Raw genomic sequence first — 21,021 nt, forward strand, 5'->3', positions numbered from 1 at the left:
GAAGGGATGACCCACGCGGTCGTTCAGGTGGTCGGTGGCGGCACACCGCAGGCGACCGGCAGCTTCAATTTCTGGTTCGCCGATCAGCGGTGGGAATGGTCGGACGAGGTCGCCGTGATGCACGGGTACGAGCCGGGCACGGTGACACCGACGACGGAATTGCTGCTGTCGCACAAGCATCCGGACGACCGTGCGCAAGTCGCGGAGACGATCGCCAAGTCGTTGCGCAATGCCGAGCCGTTCTGCAGCCGCCACCGCATCATCGACACCACCGGCCAGATTCGGCACGTGATCGTCTTCGGCGACACCATGACCGAGGGCGGCGCGGTCGTCGGCACCACCGGCTACTACGTCGACCTGACCGAAACCATCGACGAACAGCGTCAGGAGATGCTCGCGGGCACACTGCCGGAGCTTTTCGAGGCGCGGGCGGTGATCGAGCAGGCCAAGGGCGTGCTGATGCGGGTCTACCGGCTCAACGCCGAGCAGGCCTTCCGGGTGCTGCAGTGGCGGTCACAGGAAACCAACGTCAAGCTGCGCACGCTGGCCATCCGGATCATCGCCGCACTCGACACCTTGCCGCCGGCACCGCCGCAGGTGCAGACCGCGTTCGATCATCTGCTGCTGACCGTGCACGAGCACACCGAGTAGCGGTCAGGCTTCCGGTCGCCGCGTGGTTTCGCCGGTGCCGCTGCGGCTGACCTCGTAGCCGAGCAGTCGTTCGGCCTCCTCGATGCCACCCTGCAGATCGCCGACCGCGTTCATCTTGGACAGGTCGAGCCCGATGGTGACCAGCGTCAGCGCGATCTCCGAGGACAGACCCGTGATGATCACGCTCGCACCCATCAGGCCGGACGCGTCGACGGTCTGGACCAGGTGGTTGGCCACGGTGGAGTCGATGGTCGGCACACCGGTGATATCGATGACGACCACCTTGGCGCGATTGGCCCGGATCGCGCGCAGCAGCTGTTCGGTGAGCTGCCGGGCCCGCTGCCCGTCGAGCACGCCGATGATCGGCAGGATGAGCAGCTGTTCACGCACCTGGAGAACAGGCGTGGACAGCTCGCGGATCGCCTCCTGCTGCTGGCGGATGATGCGTTCACGTTCCTCGACGAAGGAAACGCCTACGGTATTGGCGATGCGGTTCGCGGCCGGTTCGTAGGCGTCGAGCACCGCGTTCAGCAGCTGGAAATCCGCCTGGTATTTCTCGAACAGCGAGCGGGCCAGCACGTCGCGCAGCAGCAGCACGATGCCGAGAACCTCGTCGGTTTCGACGCCTCTCGGAATGATGCGCTCGGACAGATCGCGCGCGTAATCCTGCAGCGCCTCCACCGAACCGGTTTCCAGCACGGCCACGTAGTTGTCGTAGACCGACGTCGCCTCGGAGAACATTTCGTCGGGCGTCATGGCGGTCAGCAATTGGGCCTCGGTAATGCGGCGCGCCCACTCCTCACGCAGGACGGTGCGGTTCTGCCGCAGGTGCTCGACCAGTTCGGAAAGCAGACCCTCGCTGACACCGTTGGAGCTGGTGTCCGCCGCGAAAGCAGTAATCGACATCTCGGACAATGCCGCCTCCCGGTCCATCCCACGCACGTCTGACTTGCGTGCTCGAAAAATACGGTGGCCGGCCTGTTGTTGGACCGTTTCACCGCCCGCAGAATCGTATACCTATCGCGGGCGGTGCAGCCATCGAAAGGGGCCGGACCCGGTTTCGGGCGCGGCGACGAGGGTATCCCGGCGGCTGCTTCTTTATCCGCTCTCTGCCAGGCGAAGTCGTTCCCGCGCCCTCGGTGCCGACCCGTGCCCACTGAGCAGATAGGCGACATCGGTGTCGGTCACCGGGTCGCAGCGCAGGTAGGACTGGTCGAGCAGGCGGGGTTGGGGCGGCGTTTCCAAGCACACGATTTTGTCCGCGTGATAGGCCAGCGTTCGCACGATCCGGTGCGGCGCCACCGGGACGGCCAGGACAACACGGACCGCGCCGCGACGGTAAGCGGCTCGGCAGGCGGTGCGTGCGGTGATGCCCGTGGTGACGCCGTCGTCGACGACCAGTGCGGTGCGTCCGCTCAACTTCGTTGGCGGACTGTGCCGTCGGAACCGTTCGGACCGGCGGCGCAGACTCGCGCGCTCGAATGATTCGGTCTCGGCGAGCTCCTCGGCGGTCAGGAAGGCGCTGCGCACGACGACCTCGTCGATGATCCTGGTGTCGTCCTCGCTGATCGCGCCGAAGGACAGATCCGGCCGATAGGGCACGCGGAGCTTGTTGACGACGATCGTGTCGAGCGGCAGTCGCAGGTGGTCGGCGATCTCACACGCCACGGTGATGCCGCCGCGCGGGACGCCGAGGACGACGACATCCGGGCCGCGGAAGGCCTGCAAACGATCTGCTAGCCGACGGCCCGCGTCGCGCCGGTCGAGGAACAGCGGGCGCGGGTGTGCGCGGTGATCGGTATGGGCATTGGATAACGCGGGATCATCCATGTCGTCCCCCGAGAGTCGAGTGGCTGAATCCGGAGCCGCGCTTCAGGACTCAGGAGGACATCGCCAATTCTACCCGGCGGTATCGCTTTCGTTGCTGGTTTGCCCGGCCGTCGGCCGTTGAGTGTCCGAACTGTGTTGGGGGAGTGGATCGATCACGATCGGCGGTGCTGACGCGACGCCTGGCCCGGCTCGACGAAGTGCGGCGCGGCGGGTTTACTGCCGGTCACCGTCTCGATGATCTCTACCGCCAAATCCGCGACGCGGACATTGCGCCGCTGGGACCTGTCTCGTAGTACCTCGAAAGCCGCGTCGCGGTCGCATCGGCGTTCGGCCATCACGATGCCGAGCGCCTGATCGATGGTGGAGCGGGAGGCCAATGTCGCGCGCAGTTGTTCGGTCAGCTTGGCCTGCCGGGCGGTGTCGGCCGCGACGGCGAGCAGCGTGCCGATATGTTCGGCCGTGAGGGCGCTCGCCCGCTGGATCCGGTCGGTGAAGCCGTTCGGCTTGGTCGAGTAGAGCGATAGTGCGCCGACTGCCTCGCCGTTCGACGAAAGTGGTTGGACGTAGATGGATTTGACCCCGTGGGCCAGCATTCGGGTCGAATAGTCGCCCCAACGGTGCTCCACCGCGACATCGGGCACCGAAACCTGTTGCGCGGTGTCGATGGCCTGTTGGCCCGGGTAAGACCCGTCGCTGAATCGGGATTCCGCCATGAGCATGGCGTGCGCGCTACTCGAACCGCCAACGATGGTGCCGTGCTCGCGGGTCAAGGTAACCCCCGCCATCGGGTGGTCCGGCAGCATCCGGACGACGGTATCGGCGATGGCGCACAATGATTCGGCGACATCGCTGCCGGTCAATAGCAGCGCCGTCAACTCCGACATCCCTAACGCGAGCTCTTCAGCCATTGAATACCCTGACGGTCAACATAATTGGTATCCGTCCTCCAGTACGCGGCGCGAGATTTCCGAGAGGGCAATGCCTTCGGCGAAGGCGCGTCCGCGCAACAGGGCCAGCGCGGCGTCGAGATCGCAACCGCATTGCACGGCAACCATACCGACGGCCTGATGAACGGCGGTGAGGTAGTCGGCATCGTCGAACAGGGTGCCTTGCGGCGCACCGTCGTCGTCGGTCCCGTACGAGGCGAGCAGCACCGTATTGGCGAGGGCGTCGGCCACTTCCTCGGCGGCCGAGGTGATTTCGATGCATGGGCCGTTTCGGTTGGTGAATATGCAGAGGGAACCGAGCAGGCGCGAGGAGCGCAACGGGACCGCGACCACCGACCGAACGCCGAGTTCGGTCAGCGCCGGGCCGTAGTGCGGCCAGCGCGCGGCCATCCCGATACCCTCCTCGGTGACGAATGCCCGGCCGTCCAATGCGTCGCGAGCCGGCCCCTCGCCGATCAGTAGTTCGAGGTCGTGCGCGGCCCGCGCGGTAATGTCCGAGGCCGCGACCAGCAGTTCCGCACCCGTCTGGCCGAATAGGGTGACCGCGGCGCTGTCCATGCCGAGGTGCTGCGCTACCGCGGCCATGAAGACGGGCCGCAGCGCGGCCCGATCGCCGATACGCCACCGCTGCAGGCGCAGCGCGTGTATCCGATGCAGTCGCGCGCAGGCGAGGTGGCGACTTTCGATCTGTCGATGCAGCTCTGCCATGCGCTGCCGGAACGGCTGCATCGACGACGGCTGCTGGGTGGCCTGTGTCTCGTATTTCGCGGCCACCGCTGCCGCGCGAGCGGCACGTTCTCGCTCGGCGCTGAATTCCCGCCACTCACGGGCGATTTCCTGGTGAGCGTCCGAATACGACCGCACATTGGTAAGCCTACCGGCTTGCGCCACTAGCAGGGTTAATGGGCCTGTATGTTCGCCGACGGAACTTCTTCCATGAGCAGCACTACGCCGTCCCTGCTGCCGTCCAGCGGCGAGCAGGTCACCGCACAGATGATCGAACGCCCGATACGGTTGACGGCCGGTATCTCCACCGGTGTGCCGCGGCGTACCGCTTTGAGGCAAGCCTGGATGCATTCGTGCAGCAGCCGGGTAGGCAGCCCGAATTCCAGCGTGAAGAATACCTGATGCCTGACCTCATCGAAACGGAGCCCCCACATTTCCTCCGCCCCCCGGTTCCAGCTCCTGACCCGCAACTGTTCGTCGAGCACCACCACGCCGGCCGCGACGCTGGACAAGACGCCTTCGAGGAACGTCCGGGTCTCGTTCAATTCGTCGGTGCGGATCCGCATTTCGTCGTTCATCGTTTCGAGTTCTTCGTTGGTCGACTGGAGTTCTTCGTTGGTGGTTTCGAGTTCCTCGTTGGTCGATTGCAGTTCTTCGTTCGTGGTTTCCAATTCCTCGATGCTGGATTGGAGTTCTTCGTTGGTGGTTTCGAGTTCTTCGTTGGTCGATTGCAGTTCTTCGTATGCGGTCTCGAGCTCCTCCCGCTTGCCCTTCACCTCGAGCGAGAGCCGAGTGGGCACCGTCGTATCGATGAAGCTGACCACGACCCCGACGTCCGAGCCATCGCTGCCCCACTGCGGCTGGATATCCACGTCGAAATACTGGGGTTCGTCCAGGCCGAGCTGGCGTTCCGCCGCGCTGACCCTGATGCTGCGGCGTTCGGATACGGCCTGCTCGATCAGCGACCGCAATTCGACCGGCCGGTAGGAGATTTCCAGCTCACTCAGCGGCCTGCCGATATCGTTCGGCGTCAAGCCGAATTGGCTGCGCATCAGATGATTGAGGATGGCGACCTTGCCGTCGACGTCGAGGCCGAGCACCCCGAACGGCGCTGTCTCCACGGCGAGCTCGCCGAGCTGGCGTTTCCGGACCAGGCCCTGCACCTCCTGGCCGAGGTCGACATTGATCCGCGCCGCGATCGGCTGCCGCGGCGGCCTGACATCGCCGATCCGGCGCCGGAAGACGCGCTGGCGCATGCTTGTCACCGAGAACCGCTCACCCTCGGACAGCAACAGCTCCGCCTTGCCGAGAACCAGGAACGCGCCCTCCCGCAACGCGAAGCGGAACCGGTCCAGGATGAGCGATTGCGTCTCGGCGTTGAAGTACATCAACGTGTTTCGACACACCAGCAGATCGAGGCGGGAGATGGGCGCATCGCGGGTGATGTCGTGCCTGCCGAAGATCACCCGGCGGCGCAGGTCGGACCGGAAGGCGAACCTGTCGCCGATCGGCTCGAAGTACCGATCCCGCAGCTCCTCGGACAGATGGCTGAGGGCCTTCGCCGGATAGACACCGGCCCGTGCCTCGCGCAGCGCTTCCTCGTCGACGTCGGTGCCGTAGATCTTGACCCGGTTCGCGCACTCCGCCAGACCGAGCACCTCGGCGAACGCGATGGCCAGCGTATAGGTTTCCTGGCCGCTGGAGCAGCCCGCGCTCCAGATCCGGATCTCACTGTCCGGCTTGGTATTCGCGATCAGCTCCGGCAGCACTTCGCGCTGTAGGTATTGCCAGGCCTCCACGTCGCGGAAGAAGCTGGTGACATTGATCAGGATGGTGTTGAACAACTGGCGGAATTCGTCCGCGTTGCTTTCCAGCAGATCGCGGTAGTCGAGATAGCCGGTGATCTGTACCTCGTGCATCCGCTTGCGGATCCGCCTGGTCAGCGACGAGCGCTTGTAGCCGGTGAAGTCGAAGCCGCGTGAATCGCGAATGAAGAGCAACAGCTCTTCTAGTGCCGGGTCGCCGGTGTCGAGGTCTGCACCAGAGGCCGCCATGATCTCCTCGCTCGGTTCGGTCACGATGCGCTCGCTATCACGAGGCCGCGAATCACACCGGCGATCTCGTCAAGTGGCACAACGAGATCCACGTCGCCGGTGGATACGGCGGCACCCGGCATGCCCTTGAATTCCGCTTCGGCGGGATCCTGCGCGACCACGGTGCCGCCCCGTGACTTGACGGCGCGCACGCCCGTCGCGCCGTCGCTGCCGGAGCCGGTCAGCACACAGACGATCGCGCGTGGACCGTACTCACCTGCCACCGATTCGAACAGCAGGTCGGCGGAGGGACGGACAAAGTGGACGAGCTCGCTGCTGGACAGCGCGAGGACCCCGTGCGGCTCCACCAGCAGGTGGTAATTCGGCGGCGCGATGTACACGGTGCCCGCCTCGACGGTTTCGCCCGCCTCCGCCAGCTTCACGCGCAATTCGGTTCGCCGCGACAGCAATTCGGCCAGCACGGTCTTGTGCCGCGGGTCGAGGTGCTGAACGACGAGAACAGGCACCCGCAACGTGGCCGGAAGGGCGCCGAGGACCTTGAAGAGCGCGGTGATACCGCCCGCCGACGAGGCTATGGCGACGACGGCGTATTGGTCATCCGTGGTCATGGTCGCGCGGACCAGCCGTGAAATGCACAGGATCAGCGTAACGCGATGGCGGATACCGACCCAACGGTAGCCGCGGCGCGGCTAGCGCCGCCTTTTGCGGCGCAGTTCGGCCATCGGGGCGGCGGCGGTCAGGCTGAGCATCGCCAGGCCAGTCGTGCGGATCATCGAATCGAGATTGGCGAGGATGTCGACGATGGCGGCGCGGTGCTCGTCGAGTTCTGCGGTCGTCAGCCCGTCCTGATCGAACGCCATGCGGATGGTGTCGAGCCGCAGGCCGGTATCGAACAGTTTTCGGACCAGTCGGTCGCCCAATTCGGTGAACTCCGCGGTGTCGGCCGACTGCGTGGCTGCGGGCTCCGGCGGCGGGCGCGAGGTCGCGTGCTGGACGAGTTCGTCACGGGAAACGAGAGTCATGATTCCTCCGGGTTCGGTCGCGTGCACGCCAGAGCCACGCTGTTGGACTCGGGAGGGATTTTCACCTCGAACTGTACGCCGAAACCCCAGGTGGGGGGCGTGAGTACGGGTTACCGACGGTACCGGTGACGGCCCGTGCGTGTTTGCATCCCCGCAAGCCGGTTATCCGGCACACGACTGGCCCGATAAAGGCAGGTCGGTCGGACCCAATCGGAAAGGGGTTAGACAGTGAGCACAGCTGACAAGGCCAAGAACAAGGCTGAAGAACTCGCCGGCCAGGCGAAGGAGAAGTTCGGTCACGCCACCGACGACCAGGACCTGAAGAACGAGGGCAAGGCCGACCAGGTCAAGTCCAACCTCAAGGACGCGGGCGAGAAGGTCAAGGATGCCTTCCGTAGCTGACCGATAGTCCGGTCACTGCAGTCGAGCGGGTGCGCGCCCATCGGGCGCCGCCCGCTCGTCCGCGTCCCGCGGTCCGTCCAGCGAACCGAGGTCTTGATGGCGAGTCCGGCGATAGGGTGCAGTGGTCTATCGCGTAGATCGGTGACTCGGGAGGATCGGGATGATCGCGGCACGGATGGTGGCTGTTGTTGCGTCGGTGTTCGTCAGTGCAGGACTATTGGGGGGAGTGGGGCCCGCCGCGGCGGGACCGGTGGCATGTGCGACGGGAAATCCGTTGCAGCCCACCGCGGAACTGTTCGCGACCGACAACACCGCGACGATCACCGACCCGGAAGATCAGCGGCTGCGCACCCGGCTGGACGGGTTCGAGCTGGCCGTCGACGGTATCGCGTTGCAGCACATCGGATTACCAGTCGGCTCGACGTTGGTCAGCGGCGTGTTCTGGTCCGACGACCGGCAGCAGGCGACCTATGAGCGGTCCCGCGAGTTCCATCTGGCCTGTGTCGACAGCGCCGATCTGCGGCAGATCGCCGACCAGGTGCGCGGGCAGTTCCATCAGGAATCGGTGCTCACCTTCCAACGGCTCGCCGCGAATTCCCCTGGGGTGGACGCGTTTACGGTGGCCATCGCGGGGGTCGATGTGCGACGGTTCCGCGATGGTCTGGTCGCCGACCCGGTGGCCCGCGAACGGCTCGTCGGTGGGTCGGTCACCGAGGCGAACACGCTGATTCTCGTGGTCGATCTCGCCGATATGGCGTTGGCGCAACAGTTCGTGGCCGGCCTCGGTGGCACCTGGGATGCGGGCAGCGTGCAGTACGGGGATCGTGAGTTCGTCAGCGCCTGAAGGGTTCCCGGCTCAATGCTCGATCCTGCTCAGGATGTCGCGTAGCGCCCGCAGGTCGTCGGCGGGCAGGGCGTTGACCGAGTCCGGCGCGGGATCCGGCGTCGCCAGCGCCTTGGCGAGCACGGCGCGACCGGCCGTGGTGATGGACACCAGCTTCTTGCGGCGGTTGGTCGGATCGACCTCCCGGACGACGTAACCCTGCTCCTCGAGATCGTTGACCGCGACCGTGGCGGCCGGTGCGTCGATCGCCGCGGCGTGCGCCAGCTCTTTCACGGTCAACGGCGCGGCCCGCAGTCGGCGCAGCACGCGAATCCGGCTGAACGGCAAACCCGTTCGCTCGACCGCGGCGCGCCGCCACGGGTCGCGGGAGTACATCACGACTCGGGTGAGCAGGGCCCACACCTCGTCGGGTGTGGGGTTGTCATCCGGCATGGACGGGCACCTTCTGTTCCAGCAGTGGGGCGACACGGTCGCTCGACCGCTTGGCCCACGGCGTATTCGCGACTATGCCGAGTATGGCGACACCGGCGGTCAGCACCGCGATCACCCACCACAGTCCCGCGCCGGCCAGCGCGCCGCACAGCGCGACACCGATGCTCACGCCCACCTGACGGCTGGTCGAGGCCACCGCCGACGCGGCGCCCGCCCGATCCAGTGGCATCCCGCTCACCGCCGTGGTGGTGATGGGCGCGTTCACCGTGCCGAAGCCGATGCCGAAGATCGCGAACATGATCACCAGCTGCCACACCGGAGTATTCGGATCCAGCGTGGTGAGCATGACGGCGGCGACGGTCATCATCACACCCGCCACGATCAGCGACGGCTTGGTCCCGACCCGGCCGACCAGCCGGCCCGACAGCGGCGAGACGATCACCATCGCGATGGCCATGGCCAGGTACAGCAGGCCGGTGTGCACCGCCGAATAGTGCCTGACCTGCTGCAGATACAGCGAGCAGCTGAACAGGAACGCGCCGAGCGCGGCGAAGGAGAAGATGGCGATCACCGTCGCCGAGGCGAACGGCACGCTGCGGAAGAACCGCAGATCGATGAAGGGGTCAACGCGGCGCGACTCGTAATAGACGAACGCGGCGAGCGCGAGCGCCGACACCACGAAGATCACCGGCCTGCGTTCGATCAGCCCGAAGACCGTGGCGAACAGGAACACCACCGCGAGCAGCTGCCCGATCGGGTCGATGCCGCGCACCGTCGCCGACTTCGATTCCGGCACGAACAGCACCGTCATCACCAGCGCGAGCAGGCAGATCGGCAGGTTGATCCAGAACACCGACGCCCAGCCGAACGCGTCGATCAGCACGCCGCCGACGGTCGGCCCGAGTGCCATCGAGATGCCGACCACCGCGCCCCAGACGCCGATCGCCCGAGCGCGTTCCACCCGTCCGGTGAAGACGGTGGTGATGATCGACATCGCGACCGGATTGAGCATCGAACCGCCGATGGCCTGCAGGAACCTGGCGCCGATCAGGATCTCGATGGACGGCGCGAGGCTGCACAGCAGCGAACCGACCGCGAAGGTGACCAGCCCGATCCGGAACACCCGGCGCCGCCCGAACCGGTCCGCCGTGGCGCCGGCCAGCATCAGCAGGCTGGCCAGGGTGAGCGTGTAGACGTCGACGATCCACTGCAGCCGGGGTAGCGGCGCGTGCAGATCGGACTGAATGCTCGGTATCGCGACATTCACGATGGTCGAGTCCATGGAAACGATCAGCAGGCTCAGACAACAGGTGGCCAGCACGAGCGTCTTACGCCGCGCGGTCATCTCCTGGACAGTTGTATTCACACAACTATTGTGACTTCACAACTATTACCAGCGCAAGGGCTGTGACCGTGCTCGCATCGGGGTGGCCGGAAGGCTCGGCGATCGAGTAGCGACTGTCCTACCCTGACTACGGTTCGTCGGTCCGTTCTAGGGAGTCTCGGTGGTCGCTGCACTCGTCAAAGGGCAGAACGGCGTGCTGGCGCAACCGAAGGTCGTGCTGTCGGTGCGGTCCGAGGCGGCGGTAGATGTGTCGGCGTTGCTGGTGACCGGGGCGGGCAAGGTGCGCTCGGACGCTGACTTCGTGTTTTTCAATCAGCCGGCCGCGCCCGGTATCGTGCTGGGTGCCGGTGCGGCGCTGGAGGTTTCGCTGGCCGAGGTGCCTGCGGAGATCGCGCAGCTGCGGGCGGTGATCACGTTGGACGATTCGAACGCTACATTCGGGCAGTTCGCCGCGCCGGTGGCGACGGTGGCCGATCCGGCCGGGAATGTGTTGTACGAGTATCGGATCGAGGGGCTCGGTAGTGAGTCCGTGGTGATCGCGCTCGAGTTGTATCGGCGCGGTGCCGAGTGGAAGGTCCGGGCGGTAGGGCAGGGGTACGCGGGCGGATTCGCGGCGCTCGTCACCGATCACGGTGTGCGCGTGGACGATACGCCCGCACCGCCGGAACCCGCAGCGGAACTTCAGGTGCGGACCGTGCCCGGCGAGGTAGCCCTCTCGTTCGAGAAGCGCGAAAAGCTGGATATGCGTAAGCGCGAAGTCGCCAAGGTGCTGATCAGCAAGGACGCCTGGGGAATTCGTGCACGCATAGTGCTGGTGATCGACAAGACCGGCAGCATGCTGAAGCAGTACCGCACCGAGGTGGTGCATCGCGTGGTGCAGCGGATGATTCCGGTGGCGACTCAACTCGACGACAACGGGGCACTCGAGGCCTACCTCTACGCCCACTCGTTCGCCAAGCTACCCGACATCACCGTCGCGCACGGCGACGAATGGGCGCAGACCTATCTGCACCTCAGCGGCACGCACGCGGGCATCGACTACAGCCGAATCGGCGGCCGCAACGACGAATTGCCGATCATGCGCGACATCATGGCCTCGCTGCGCCCCGGCGACGGGCCGACCCTGGTGCTGTTCTTCACCGATGGTGGCTTCGCGAACAAGCGCGAGATCGCCGCGCTGATGCGCGAGGCGGCACAGCTGCCTGCCTTCTGGCAGTTCATCGGGCTCGGCCGCGCCAACTACGGTCTTCTGCGCTCACTCGACGAGATGACCGGCCGAATCGTTGACAACGCAGGCTTTTTCGCGCTCGACGACATCGACAAGGTCGATGACGGCGAGCTGTACGCGCGGTTGCTCGGCGAGTTCCCCGAGTGGTTGCGCGCGGCCAAAGCGGCGGGCGTCCTGCGCTGAGCTCAGTCCTCGGGGACCTGCTCCACCGCCCACTTGGCCCATTCCTCGTTCATCGCGAAGAAGCGTTGCCCCCACTCCATCGCGATGCGGCCGTACCTGGAGAAGTCGTTGTCATCCCAGTCGACCGATTCGTTGAGCGCTGCTAGCTCCACTCGATTCTTGCCGGACCTGGTCGCGATGCCGTCCAGGTAGTCGACCGCCTCGGCCTGGGAGACCGCGCCGAGGAAGAAGACACGCAGCAGCGTCTCGTTGCGGATCACCCGCTTCGGCCTGGTGTCGGTGAGCCAGTGTCGCAACTCGGCCAGTCCGGCGTCGGTGATCGTGTATTCCTTGCGGCCGCGCGGGCCTTCGTCGGACACGGCGATCAGTTCGGCCTCGGCGAGTTTGGCCAGCTCGGTATAGATCTGGCTCTGTGTCGCGGACCAGACATTGGCCAGCGAGACCTTGAACCGTTGCAGCAGGTCGTAACCGCTGGCCGGGCGGTCGGCCAGCAATCCGAGCATGGCGTAACGGAGACTCATGGCCCCCACTCTACATTCCACTCTTGACAGGTCGAACATGGAGTCTCTAGTTTTGACATGTCACAACTGGAATGTCGCGGCAATGAGGAGCTTTCGGACATGTCGTACCTGCGCACTTTCGCCCCATGGATCGTCTACGCGATAATCCCCTCCGCGCATTGGCAGTGGGCGGCGCTGATCGCGCTGATCATGTCGGTGGTCGAGGTGGCCCGCCAGCTGCGCGCGGGCCGCACCCTCGACGCCTTGATGATCGAGATCGGCTCACTGGTCTTCTTCGCGGCACTCACGGTGCTCGCCTTCGCCGACCCGAACACCGCCCTGCATCCCTACAGCCCCGCGCTCTCCTCGGGCGTGCTCGCGCTGATCGCCCTCGTCTCGCTGGCGCTGCGCAAGCCGTTCACTCTCGGTATCGCGAAACAGACCACCCCGCAAGAACTCTGGGACAACCCGGTGTTCATCCGCACCAGCTACGTGCTCACCTCGGTCTGGGCGGCGAGCTTCGTCATCGGCTGCGTCGTGCTGGCGGCGCTGGCGCATGCCGATTCGACCCCGCGGACCATCGCGCAGGTCTTGGCCTTCGTGATCCCGGTGGTCTTCACCATCCGCTACGTCGCCTACATCCAGTCCAAGGCGCGCACCGCCGCCGAAGCCTGACCTCTCGACCAGAACGGTTGTCTCCCATGACTACTGCTGTCCCGCACCTCACCGGCAACTACGCACCCGTCACCGACGAACTGACCGCCCTCGATCTCGCCGTCACCGGGCAGATCCCGCCCGAGCTCACCGGCTGGTACCTGCGCAACGGCCCCAACCCGCACGAGGCCGCGTCCCGGCACTGGTTCGCCGGCGACGGCATGGTGCACGGAGTGCGGATCGAGAACGGCCGCGCCGTCTCCTACCGCAATCGCTGGGTGCGCACCTCGACCTTCACCGACGGCGCGCGCAGCTATAGCGAAACGGGCGAGCGGAATCTGGCGGCCGGTGTCGCCAACACCCACGTCATCCGGCACGCGGGACGCACGCTGGCGTTGGTCGAGACGTCCTATCCGTATGAATTGACCTGCGAGCTGGATACCGTCGGCCCCTACGATTTCGACGGCAAGCTGCACACCGCGATGACCGCGCATCCGAAGACCTGCCCGGTCACCGGCGAGCTGCACTTCTTCGGTTACGAGGTGATCGGCGAGCCGTTCCTGACCTACCACCGCGCCGACGCCGACGGCAATCTGCTGCTCAGTCGTCCCATCGACGTGCCGGCCGCGACGATGCAGCACGACTTCAACCTCACCGCCGAGCATGTCGTATTCATGGATCTGCCGGTCGTTTTCGACTTGGCGGCCGCGGCGACCGGCGAGGGCATGCCGTTCCGCTGGAGCGACAGCTACCAGGCGCGGCTCGGCGTGCTGCGCCGCGACGACCCGTTCGGCGAGGTCCGCTGGTTCCCGATCGACCCCTGCTACGTCTTCCACTCGCTCAACGCCTACGACGAGCCGGGCAAGATCGTGCTGTACGTGATGCGCTACGCGGAGTTGTGGCGTGGAACGTCGGAAGGCTTCGACAAGTCGACCCTGTGGCGCTGGACCATCGATCTAGTCACCGGCACCGTCGCGGAGGAACAGCTCGACGATCGCAACGCGGAGTTCCCGCGGGTGGATGATCGCCTGGTCGGTCTTGATGCGCGATTCGGACATGTTGCGGTGTCCGGCGATTCCGGCGCCCTCGTGCGCTATGACCTGCACACCGGCAGCCAGACCTCGCACGAATTCGGTCCGGGCCGAATTCCCGGCGAGGCCGCCTTCGCGCCCGCCGACCAGAATCCCGGCGGCCACGGCTATCTCATGACCTACGTCTACCACGCCGAAACCGACCGCAGTGATCTCGCCATCCTGAATGCCGACGATATGGCGGCCGCGCCGGTGGCCACCATCCACCTGCCGCAGCGTGTCCCGTTCGGGTTCCACGGAAGTTGGCTCGCGGACAAGTAGTGCGGCGGGACGATGCCGCGGCGGGCTGGGTACCGCCGCGGCTTTCCGATGTCCGGCGCAGCGTCAGCCGAGCTGGAGGCGTTGGGGGAGTGGGGTTCTCGTGGTGCGGGTGGTCAGCCGATGACGGCGTTCATAATTGTGCCCGCGCTTGTCGCGACCACACCGCCGATCATGGCGCCCGCCACCATCTTCGGGGAGTCGAGTCCGCCGCCGGTCCACTTCTCCCACGCGAACTTGCCGCCCGCGTAGATGATGGCGGTGATGCCAGCCAGCAGGACGAACCAGGTGAAGTAGCGGACCAGTTGGAGGAACTTGTCGGAGACCGGCGGAGCCTCGGGGCTGGGGTTGCCGATCTGAGCAAGCAGTGTGTCGTGCACGGCGAGCAGGATCATCGTGGTCAGCTCATTCTGGATTCGGGACAGGGCAAGAGTCGCTGACTGCGATGGTATCGGTTTGTTCGCTGCAATGCAGTCGGGTCGGTGCAGCGCAGTGAAGTTCGGCGTCGCCGGGGCCTTGCCGGGGTTGCTGTCGGTCGGGATGATGGGTGGGGCGGGGTGCTCGAAGACCCGGTCGCCGCGCACCGCCGGAGCCGTCGGCGGGTTGTCGCTTACTACCGCTTGGGGGCGAGTCCGCTTGTGATACCGCCGAGCGTGAGCTCGCAGGGCCAGCAATGGTGGTCGATGCCGTGGGGTTCTGCCCGCGGTGGCCACGGGACCGCCGCCGTGCCCGTATCCTCATTCAAGATCGAATTCATCGGTGGTTTAACAGCTTTCGCGTGGCAGCTCGGCGGCGGCAAAGTTGTAGTGGAGCGTAGGGAGTAGACGGTGAGCATCATTTTGACGTCGATCGGGGATACCTTCACGACACTGGCGCAGGTGAGTAACCCGACCCCGCAGGCGCCGCCCTTGTCGGACAAGCTGTTACAGATGGTTCGCTACCTCACCTGGTTCGCGCTGCTCTCCGGGATCCTCGCCATCATCTTCGCGGGCGGCAAGTTCGCCTGGGAGAAGTGGCAGGGTGGCGCGCTGCAATCGCCGAAGATGATCGCGGGCGCGATGATCGGTGGTGTGGTCGCGACAAGTGCGGGCACCATCATGAACGCCGTGCTGGGCACTTAGGGCGTCACTCGGCAAATACTTGGCTATACTCCTGCGCGGATCTCTCGCAATGTCCGATCGGATCGGAAGCAGGGGAAAAACCTATGGGCGAGACCGACGGCGGAATGTCGCGCCGGACCATGTTCGGTGTGGCGGCAACGGTGGCGGCGTGCGCGGCCGGGTTGTCGGCGTGCGGATCCGACGACGCGTCGTCCGGTCCCGTCACCACGGCTCCGAGCACTGCTGAAGCGATCGCCAAGGACGCCTACATCTTCGGGTTCCCGCTGGTCCTGATGGACGTCACCAGGGCGGCCGCCGAGGCGACCACGCCGGCCAATCGGTTCCAGCACGCCGCGGCGCTGCCGACGCCCGCGCGCCGGGATGTGGTGCGGCTCAACCTGGACACGCTGTATTCGACCGCGTGGCTGGACCTGCGAGCCGAGCCGATGGTGTTGCAGGTGCCGGTGATGGACGGCGGCAGATACTGGCTGATGCAGTTGCTCGACGCGTGGACGAACACCGTGCACGACCCGAGCAGCGTTCGGCCGCAGGCGAAGTCGGGTGCGCCGTTCACCTATGCCATCGTCGGGCCCGGCTGGTCCGGCACGCTGCCGGACGATGTCACTCCTTTGCCGATGCCCACGCCGACGGTGTGGCTGCTCGGCCGGATTCAGGTCAACGGTGCGGGCGACCTTCCCGCAGTGCATGCGCTACAACAGCAGTTGCAACTGGTGTCGCTCAGCGACTGGACCGCGAGACGACCGGCGCCCGCCGTTCCGCTTGCGCCGCAAGCGGATTCGACCCCGCCCGCCGAGCAGGTCGCCGAGATGGACGCGCGGACCTTCTTCGATCGACTGTGCGCGGTGCTGGCGATCAACCCGCCCGCCCCCGACGACGCGCCCGCCATGAAACGCCTTGCCACGATCGGCATCACGCCGGGCGGCAGCGTCGTCGGCCTGTCCGACATCGAGCTGTCCTCGGCGGTAGCCACAGCGCGGCAACAGATTCCGGTCTACCTCGATCCGAAGTCGGTGAACGAGAACGGCTGGACCTTCGACCCCGATATCGGCACCTACGGCATCAACTATCTGCAGCGGGCCGCCGTCGCGTGGAAAGGGTTGGGCGCCAACCTGCCTCGGGACGCGATCTATCCGACGCTGTTCGCCACGGCGGGCGCCAACGGCAGCACCGGCCGGTTCCGGCTGCACTTCCCGGCGGGGCAGACGCCGCCGGTCGACGCCTTCTGGTCGCTGACCGCTTACGACGCCGACAGTTATCTGATGGCCAACCCGGCGGGGATCTACGCGATCGGCCACCAGATCCCGGTGGTGCCCAATCCGGATGGCTCCATCGACCTCGCGGTGCAGCGGGCCGACCCGGGCCCGGAGGTCCCGCCGGGCAACTGGCTGCCCATCCCCGAGTCGGGGCAGTTCTCGCTCACCCTGCGGTTGTATGCGCCGAAAGACGAAGCGATCCAAGGGCGTTGGCAACCACCGCCACTGACGCCGGTGCCCTGAGGGCGTGGATCACCGGATGTCACGTCGGCGACTTTCTCGACGTGATGGGCCCACTGTCGGATCCGCGTGCGCACGGCGGTGATCCGGTCGACGCCTTCCACGCAGACGAGACGACCGAGCAACTGGAAAGCAACTTGGGGTGCCGCGACGGCTGCAGGCGGCTGGAACGCGCAATCGAACGAGAGCTGGGGCAGGGCTACGCGGACCTCGGAATCAAGTAAACGGGTTTTACTAAACACTGTTCACAAGCCCCGGTTCTGTGGTTCCATCGTTTCTGGAACGTGTTCCACACAACGTTGTGAGGTCTGCAGTCCAGACCGGTAGGAGATAGCCCCGTGACCGTGACCACGCCCGCGATTCCCGCAGGATTCGATTTCACCGACCCCGACATGCTCGCCAGCCGACTGCCCGTGCAGGAGTTCGCCGAACTGCGCCGCACCGCCCCCGTGTGGTGGTGCGCGCAGTCCGGCCGGGCCAGCGGCTTCGATGACGGCGGCTACTGGGTCGTGTCCAAGCTCGACCACATCAAAGAGATCTCGAAGCACCCCGAGCTGTACTCCTCGCACGAGAACGGCTCGATCATCCGGTTCAACGAGGAAGTGACGCCGGAACAGATCGGCATGCTCAGCGACATGCTGCTGATCAACCTCGATCCGCCCAAGCACACCAAGGTGCGCCGGATCATCTCGAAGGGCTTCACGCCGCGCGCGATCGAGAGCCTGCGCGCCGCGCTCACCGAGCGGGCCGCCAAGATCGTGCACGACGCCAAGAAGACCGGCCGCGGTGACTTCGTCGAGCAGGTCGCCTGCGAGCTGCCGCTGCAGGCCATCGCCGAGCTCATCGGCATCCCGCAGGAGGATCGCCGCAAGATCTTCGACTGGTCCAATCAGATGATCTCCTACGACGATCCCGAATTCGAGGGCGATCACCAGGCGGCGACCGCCGAGGTGATGGGCTACGCGTGGAACATGGCCGAGGACCGGCGCAAGTGCCCGGCCGACGATATCGTCACCCAGCTGGTCAACGCCGATATCGACGGCGAGGGCCTGGCCTCCGACGAGTTCGCCTTCTTCGTCATCCTGCTCTCGGTGGCCGGCAACGAGACCACCCGCAACTCGATCACGCACGGCATGAAGGCGTTCGTGGACAACCCGGACCAGTGGGAGCTGTACAAGGCGCAGCGGCCGCGCACCGCGCCCGACGAGATCGTCCGCTGGGCCACGCCGGTGAACGCCTTCCAGCGCACCGCGACCCAGGACCTCGAGCTCGGCGGCCAGCAGATCAAGAAGGGCCAGCGGATCGGGCTGTTCTACGGCTCGGCCAACTATGACGAGGAAGCGTTCCAGGATCCGTTCAGCTTCGATGTGCTGCGCAACCCCAACCCCCACGTCGGTTTCGGCGGTACCGGCACGCACTACTGCGTCGGCGCGAACCTGGCCCGGTTGCAGATCGATCTGATGTTCAACGCCATCGCCGATGCGATGCCGAATCTGCGTCAGGTCTCAGAACCTGTGCGATTGCGTTCCGGCTGGTTGAACGGCATCAAGCGGTGGGATGTCGAATACGCTTGAATCACAGGATGAGTACCCCTAGCAAACCCCGGGGCCGCTCGCCGATCGTGACCGACGCTGAGATCCGGCGGGTGGCCAGGACGTTGCTTGTCGACCATGGACAAGCAGCGGTGAGCCTGCGTGCGATCGCGCGCGAGCTCGGCATCACCGCGCCCGCGCTGTACCGCTATTACGGGTCGCTGGATGACCTGCTGGAACGGCTACGCCTGGAATTCTGTGCCGATCTCGGCGACGAGTTGTCCGCCGAGATCGCCACCCTGCCCGACGACGGCGTGGTGCAGTTCTTCGCCATCTGCAAGGGCTTCCGCCGCTGGGCATTGGCGCACACCAGGGAGTTCACCCTGGTGTTCGCCTCGCCCGGCGGCGGTGAGGCCCGCGCGCTGCGCCGCTTCGACGAGCCGTTCGGGCGGATCTTCCTCGCGGCGGCGGGCCGGCTGCTGGCCAACTACGACATCGTCACGCCACCGACCGACGTCATCCCGCCGGAGCTGCGCGAAGATCTGGTGCACTTCCAGACCGAGCTGCTCGCGGCGCTGTCGGAGTCCGGGCAGAAATTCCCGGCGGAGAAGCTCGACCTGGGCGTGATGTACCTGATGATCCAGCTGTGGGCGCGCCTGTACGGACACGTCACCCTCGAGGTCTTCGGCAACTATCCGATCCCGCTGTCCAACCCGGAGATCCTCTTCGACGCCATGCTTCTCGACCTCGGCCAGACGGTCGGCCTACTCACCGAGTAAGCCGCACCATCGGAAACCGTGCGGCTGTGTCAGATGCGCGCGCCTTTCGCGCGGTTGCAGGCGCGGCACAGGATCTGCAGGTTGGTGGCGCTGGTGGCGCCGCCGCGGCTGAGCGGGATGATGTGGTCGAACTCGAGGTAGTGGCTGTCGCCGCACTCGACGCATTTGCCGCCGTCGCGCTGCCAGACCTCGGCTTTCACCTCCTGCGGGATGCTGCGGGTGTCGAGCTGGCCCGGCGTGAGGATCAGGCGCTTGGCCACCCGTAGCGCGCCCTCCAGCGCGGCGGCGACGTAGTCCGGATCGCTGACGGTGAAGGTGGCGCCGCCGCGCGACGAGGTCGCCGCGAGCACCACCGCGTTCTGCTCGGTATGCACGGAAACGACGCGGGACCACAGCAATTCGGTGCCCGTGCCGTCGCCGACGAAACGCAGCTTCTTGTTGCTGACGATCATCCGGCCCTCGGTGAGCCGCGGGCCGCGGGCCAGCTGGCGGACGTGCACCGCGGGCAGATCCAGATGCACCTTCTCCTCGGGATCGAGGTGCAGGCCCGGGGTACGGATCACCGGTAGCTCGCCCGCGCGCAGCCGGGACAGGGTGCGGCCGCGATGCATTCGACGACGGAGGTCCTCGATCAATGGACCGGCCAATGCCAGTTCGGTGACGGCGTGCTCGAAGGCGGCCAGCTCGTCGTGCTCGACCTCGCCGTCGGCGAAGGTGAAGGTGACCAACCGCTCCACGTAGCTGAGGCCCGCGTCGCGCAACGCCTCGCGGCCCGCGCTCTCCTCGATTCGCTGGTATCGCAACGACGCCCACAGCGACGCCCACTCGGGACCGCGCGGCCCGTGCGCGGTGAGCACCCGCCACGCCTGGGTGTGCCAGTGCGTCAGGAACTCCTCGATCTCCGCTTCGCAGGACTGGCACGGTGCGAGGCCGCCGAACATCTTGCGGCGGCGGAGGTTTCCGCAGCGGTCGCAGTGCCGGTCGCGGGGCTGATGTCGATGGTGGGTGGCGCTGGTCCACTCGGTGCCGTCCCACCAGCGCAGCCGGGCCGGGTTCTCGGGGTCCGAATGCCAGTCGGCCAGTTCGGGATTCGGTGGCGGTGCGGGCGCGGGTATCGGGTCGGCCAGGCGTCGAGCGAGATCGACCGGGCGCTGGTGGTGCGAGCGGGTCGCGGGCTGGTCGAGCAGATCCGTCTGCTGCATCCGAGGATTCGTCGGGGCGTCTTGGTCGAACGAGTCGCCGTCGACGGGAATGCGCTCCAGTGTCGGGGGCTGCGGTGCGCGTCCACCGAACGGGTTCGCCGGGTGCGGCGTTCGCGGCCGCTCGTCGATGCTGACGCCGAATTCGGTGATCAGCCCGGGCAATCCGGTGGACCAGCCCTGGGCGATGGCGCGGAACCGCCACTGTCCGTCCCTGCGGTAGAACTCGCCGAACATCAGCGCGGTGACCGGGTCGGCGTCCTCGATCTCGAACCCGGCCATCGGGCCGTGCGCGTCGTGAATGGTGAGGGACAGGCCGGTGAGGTCGCCGAAGGTGCCGTCGTCGATGGATCCCGTGATCAGGATCCGGTCCACGTCCGACTCGGTGCGCGGCAGTGAGACACTCAGTCGGGCGGTCCGCGGCGCGGGCTCCTGATCCAGGGTCACCGCCTGGGAAACATGGCGCGGGGCGTTGTAGAACACCAGATCGCGATCCGTGCGCACGGTGCCCGACTCGCCCAGCAAGAGGGCATGCGCGTCTACCGTGTGTTCCGACCGCCACGAAACAACCACGGCAAGAAGGGATGTCGGTACCGCTGCATTGGCGCCTTTGCTGAGTTTCATCGTGTTCGAACTATGCCACGACCCTCCGACACGCCGACTCGGCCGACCCCGCTACTCGGCGGGCCGCGCGCCGTCAGCGGGGTTTTCCTGCCGTGATACAGCCGTG

The 21,021-nt window shown here is 66.2% G+C and carries 23 protein-coding genes; 11 read left to right on the top strand and 12 right to left on the bottom strand.

Features of this window, described 5'->3' with window-relative positions; translation table 11 throughout:
- The first annotated feature begins 6 nt into the window (after positions 1-6).
- Entirely contained in the window at positions 7-651 is a 645-nt protein-coding gene (locus ACFWF1_RS15850; protein WP_379282900.1) for a PAS and ANTAR domain-containing protein, read from the top strand.
- Positions 652-654: 3 nt separating this feature from the next.
- Here the strand turns inward: ACFWF1_RS15850 and ACFWF1_RS15855 are convergent, their stop codons facing one another.
- The 7 genes from ACFWF1_RS15855 to ACFWF1_RS15885 form a co-directional block, all read right to left on the bottom strand.
- Positions 655-1,557 carry an STAS domain-containing protein gene (locus tag ACFWF1_RS15855; protein WP_379282901.1) on the bottom strand — a complete coding sequence of 301 codons (903 nt, stop codon included), beginning with the start codon at positions 1,555-1,557 and terminating at the stop codon, positions 655-657.
- A 192-nt stretch (positions 1,558-1,749) separates the two neighbouring features.
- Positions 1,750-2,481 carry a phosphoribosyltransferase gene (locus ACFWF1_RS15860; RefSeq protein ID WP_379282692.1) on the bottom strand — a complete coding sequence of 244 codons (732 nt, stop codon included), beginning with the start codon at positions 2,479-2,481 and terminating at the stop codon, positions 1,750-1,752.
- Positions 2,482-2,633: 152 nt separating this feature from the next.
- Positions 2,634-3,389 (bottom strand): ANTAR domain-containing protein, encoded by a 756-nt coding sequence (locus tag ACFWF1_RS15865; RefSeq protein WP_379282693.1) that lies wholly within the window; start codon positions 3,387-3,389, stop codon positions 2,634-2,636.
- A 15-nt stretch (positions 3,390-3,404) separates the two neighbouring features.
- Positions 3,405-4,292 (bottom strand): GAF and ANTAR domain-containing protein, encoded by an 888-nt coding sequence (locus ACFWF1_RS15870; protein WP_379282694.1) that lies wholly within the window; start codon positions 4,290-4,292, stop codon positions 3,405-3,407.
- A gap of 35 nt (positions 4,293-4,327) precedes the next feature.
- Positions 4,328-6,232: a CheR family methyltransferase gene (locus ACFWF1_RS15875; RefSeq protein ID WP_379282695.1), complete on the bottom strand. Its 1,905-nt coding sequence runs from the start codon at positions 6,230-6,232 to the stop codon at positions 4,328-4,330.
- Positions 6,229-6,816, bottom strand: a complete 588-nt coding sequence (locus ACFWF1_RS15880; RefSeq protein ID WP_379282696.1) for a chemotaxis protein CheB — start codon at positions 6,814-6,816, stop codon at positions 6,229-6,231. Before ACFWF1_RS15880 ends, ACFWF1_RS15875 begins: the two co-directional genes overlap by 4 nt.
- 81 nt (positions 6,817-6,897) lie before the next feature.
- On the bottom strand, positions 6,898-7,230 hold the full coding sequence (locus tag ACFWF1_RS15885) for a hypothetical protein (RefSeq protein WP_379282697.1): 333 nt from the start codon (positions 7,228-7,230) through the stop codon (positions 6,898-6,900).
- Positions 7,231-7,458: 228 nt separating this feature from the next.
- Here ACFWF1_RS15885 and ACFWF1_RS15890 point away from each other — a divergent pair, with 228 nt between their 5' ends.
- Together ACFWF1_RS15890 and ACFWF1_RS15895 are read left to right on the top strand one after the other, a co-directional pair.
- Positions 7,459-7,632 (top strand): CsbD family protein, encoded by a 174-nt coding sequence (locus ACFWF1_RS15890; protein WP_379282698.1) that lies wholly within the window; start codon positions 7,459-7,461, stop codon positions 7,630-7,632.
- 160 nt (positions 7,633-7,792) lie between these two features.
- Complete coding sequence (locus ACFWF1_RS15895; protein ID WP_379282699.1) at positions 7,793-8,476, top strand: hypothetical protein; 684 nt, start codon at positions 7,793-7,795, stop codon at positions 8,474-8,476.
- 12 nt (positions 8,477-8,488) lie between these two features.
- On the opposite strand, the gene ACFWF1_RS15900 is transcribed toward ACFWF1_RS15895, so the two are convergent.
- The gene (locus ACFWF1_RS15900) at positions 8,489-8,908 is read right to left on the bottom strand and encodes a MarR family winged helix-turn-helix transcriptional regulator (protein ID WP_379282700.1); all 420 of its coding nucleotides are present in this window, start codon (positions 8,906-8,908) and stop codon (positions 8,489-8,491) included.
- Positions 8,898-10,274, bottom strand: coding sequence for an MFS transporter (locus ACFWF1_RS15905; RefSeq protein WP_379282701.1), 1,377 nt, complete (start codon positions 10,272-10,274; stop codon positions 8,898-8,900). Before ACFWF1_RS15905 ends, ACFWF1_RS15900 begins: the two co-directional genes overlap by 11 nt.
- Positions 10,275-10,413: 139 nt before the next feature.
- On the opposite strand from ACFWF1_RS15905, the gene ACFWF1_RS15910 reads away from it, so the two are divergent.
- Positions 10,414-11,664, top strand: a complete 1,251-nt coding sequence (locus ACFWF1_RS15910) for a VWA domain-containing protein (protein ID WP_379282702.1) — start codon at positions 10,414-10,416, stop codon at positions 11,662-11,664.
- A 2-nt stretch (positions 11,665-11,666) separates the two neighbouring features.
- Here the strand turns inward: ACFWF1_RS15910 and ACFWF1_RS15915 are convergent, their stop codons facing one another.
- Complete coding sequence (locus tag ACFWF1_RS15915; protein ID WP_379282703.1) at positions 11,667-12,185, bottom strand: PadR family transcriptional regulator; 519 nt, start codon at positions 12,183-12,185, stop codon at positions 11,667-11,669.
- 57 nt (positions 12,186-12,242) lie between these two features.
- Between ACFWF1_RS15915 and ACFWF1_RS15920 the strand changes: the two genes are divergently transcribed.
- Together ACFWF1_RS15920 and ACFWF1_RS15925 are read left to right on the top strand one after the other, a co-directional pair.
- A complete protein-coding gene (locus ACFWF1_RS15920) occupies positions 12,243-12,839 on the top strand; it encodes a hypothetical protein (protein ID WP_379282704.1) in 597 nt (198 codons plus the stop codon).
- A 26-nt stretch (positions 12,840-12,865) separates the two neighbouring features.
- Positions 12,866-14,170 (top strand): carotenoid oxygenase family protein, encoded by a 1,305-nt coding sequence (locus ACFWF1_RS15925; RefSeq protein WP_379282706.1) that lies wholly within the window; start codon positions 12,866-12,868, stop codon positions 14,168-14,170.
- Between the two features lie 113 nt (positions 14,171-14,283).
- On the opposite strand, the gene ACFWF1_RS15930 is transcribed toward ACFWF1_RS15925, so the two are convergent.
- Positions 14,284-14,562, bottom strand: coding sequence for a hypothetical protein (locus ACFWF1_RS15930; protein ID WP_040733125.1), 279 nt, complete (start codon positions 14,560-14,562; stop codon positions 14,284-14,286).
- A gap of 432 nt (positions 14,563-14,994) precedes the next feature.
- Here ACFWF1_RS15930 and ACFWF1_RS15935 point away from each other — a divergent pair, with 432 nt between their 5' ends.
- The 5 genes from ACFWF1_RS15935 (at position 14,995) to ACFWF1_RS15955 (ending at position 19,092) form a co-directional block, all read left to right on the top strand.
- A complete protein-coding gene (locus ACFWF1_RS15935; RefSeq protein ID WP_357382603.1) occupies positions 14,995-15,288 on the top strand; it encodes a hypothetical protein in 294 nt (97 codons plus the stop codon).
- Positions 15,289-15,371: 83 nt separating this feature from the next.
- Positions 15,372-16,784: a DUF1254 domain-containing protein gene (locus tag ACFWF1_RS15940; protein WP_379282707.1), complete on the top strand. Its 1,413-nt coding sequence runs from the start codon at positions 15,372-15,374 to the stop codon at positions 16,782-16,784.
- On the top strand, positions 16,751-17,005 hold the full coding sequence (locus tag ACFWF1_RS15945; RefSeq protein WP_379282708.1) for a hypothetical protein: 255 nt from the start codon (positions 16,751-16,753) through the stop codon (positions 17,003-17,005). Before ACFWF1_RS15940 ends, ACFWF1_RS15945 begins: the two co-directional genes overlap by 34 nt.
- 120 nt (positions 17,006-17,125) lie before the next feature.
- Positions 17,126-18,355 (top strand): cytochrome P450, encoded by a 1,230-nt coding sequence (locus tag ACFWF1_RS15950; protein ID WP_379282902.1) that lies wholly within the window; start codon positions 17,126-17,128, stop codon positions 18,353-18,355.
- An 8-nt stretch (positions 18,356-18,363) separates the two neighbouring features.
- The gene (locus tag ACFWF1_RS15955) at positions 18,364-19,092 is read left to right on the top strand and encodes a TetR/AcrR family transcriptional regulator (protein WP_379282710.1); all 729 of its coding nucleotides are present in this window, start codon (positions 18,364-18,366) and stop codon (positions 19,090-19,092) included.
- A gap of 29 nt (positions 19,093-19,121) precedes the next feature.
- Here ACFWF1_RS15955 and ACFWF1_RS15960 read toward each other — a convergent pair whose 3' ends face one another.
- Positions 19,122-20,915 (bottom strand): TerD family protein, encoded by a 1,794-nt coding sequence (locus ACFWF1_RS15960; protein WP_379282711.1) that lies wholly within the window; start codon positions 20,913-20,915, stop codon positions 19,122-19,124.
- Between the last annotated feature and the right edge of the window lie 106 nt (positions 20,916-21,021).

Origin of the sequence: Nocardia sp. NPDC060255, assembly GCF_042727395.1 — a bacterium.
In the GTDB taxonomy this organism is placed as follows: domain Bacteria; phylum Actinomycetota; class Actinomycetes; order Mycobacteriales; family Mycobacteriaceae; genus Nocardia.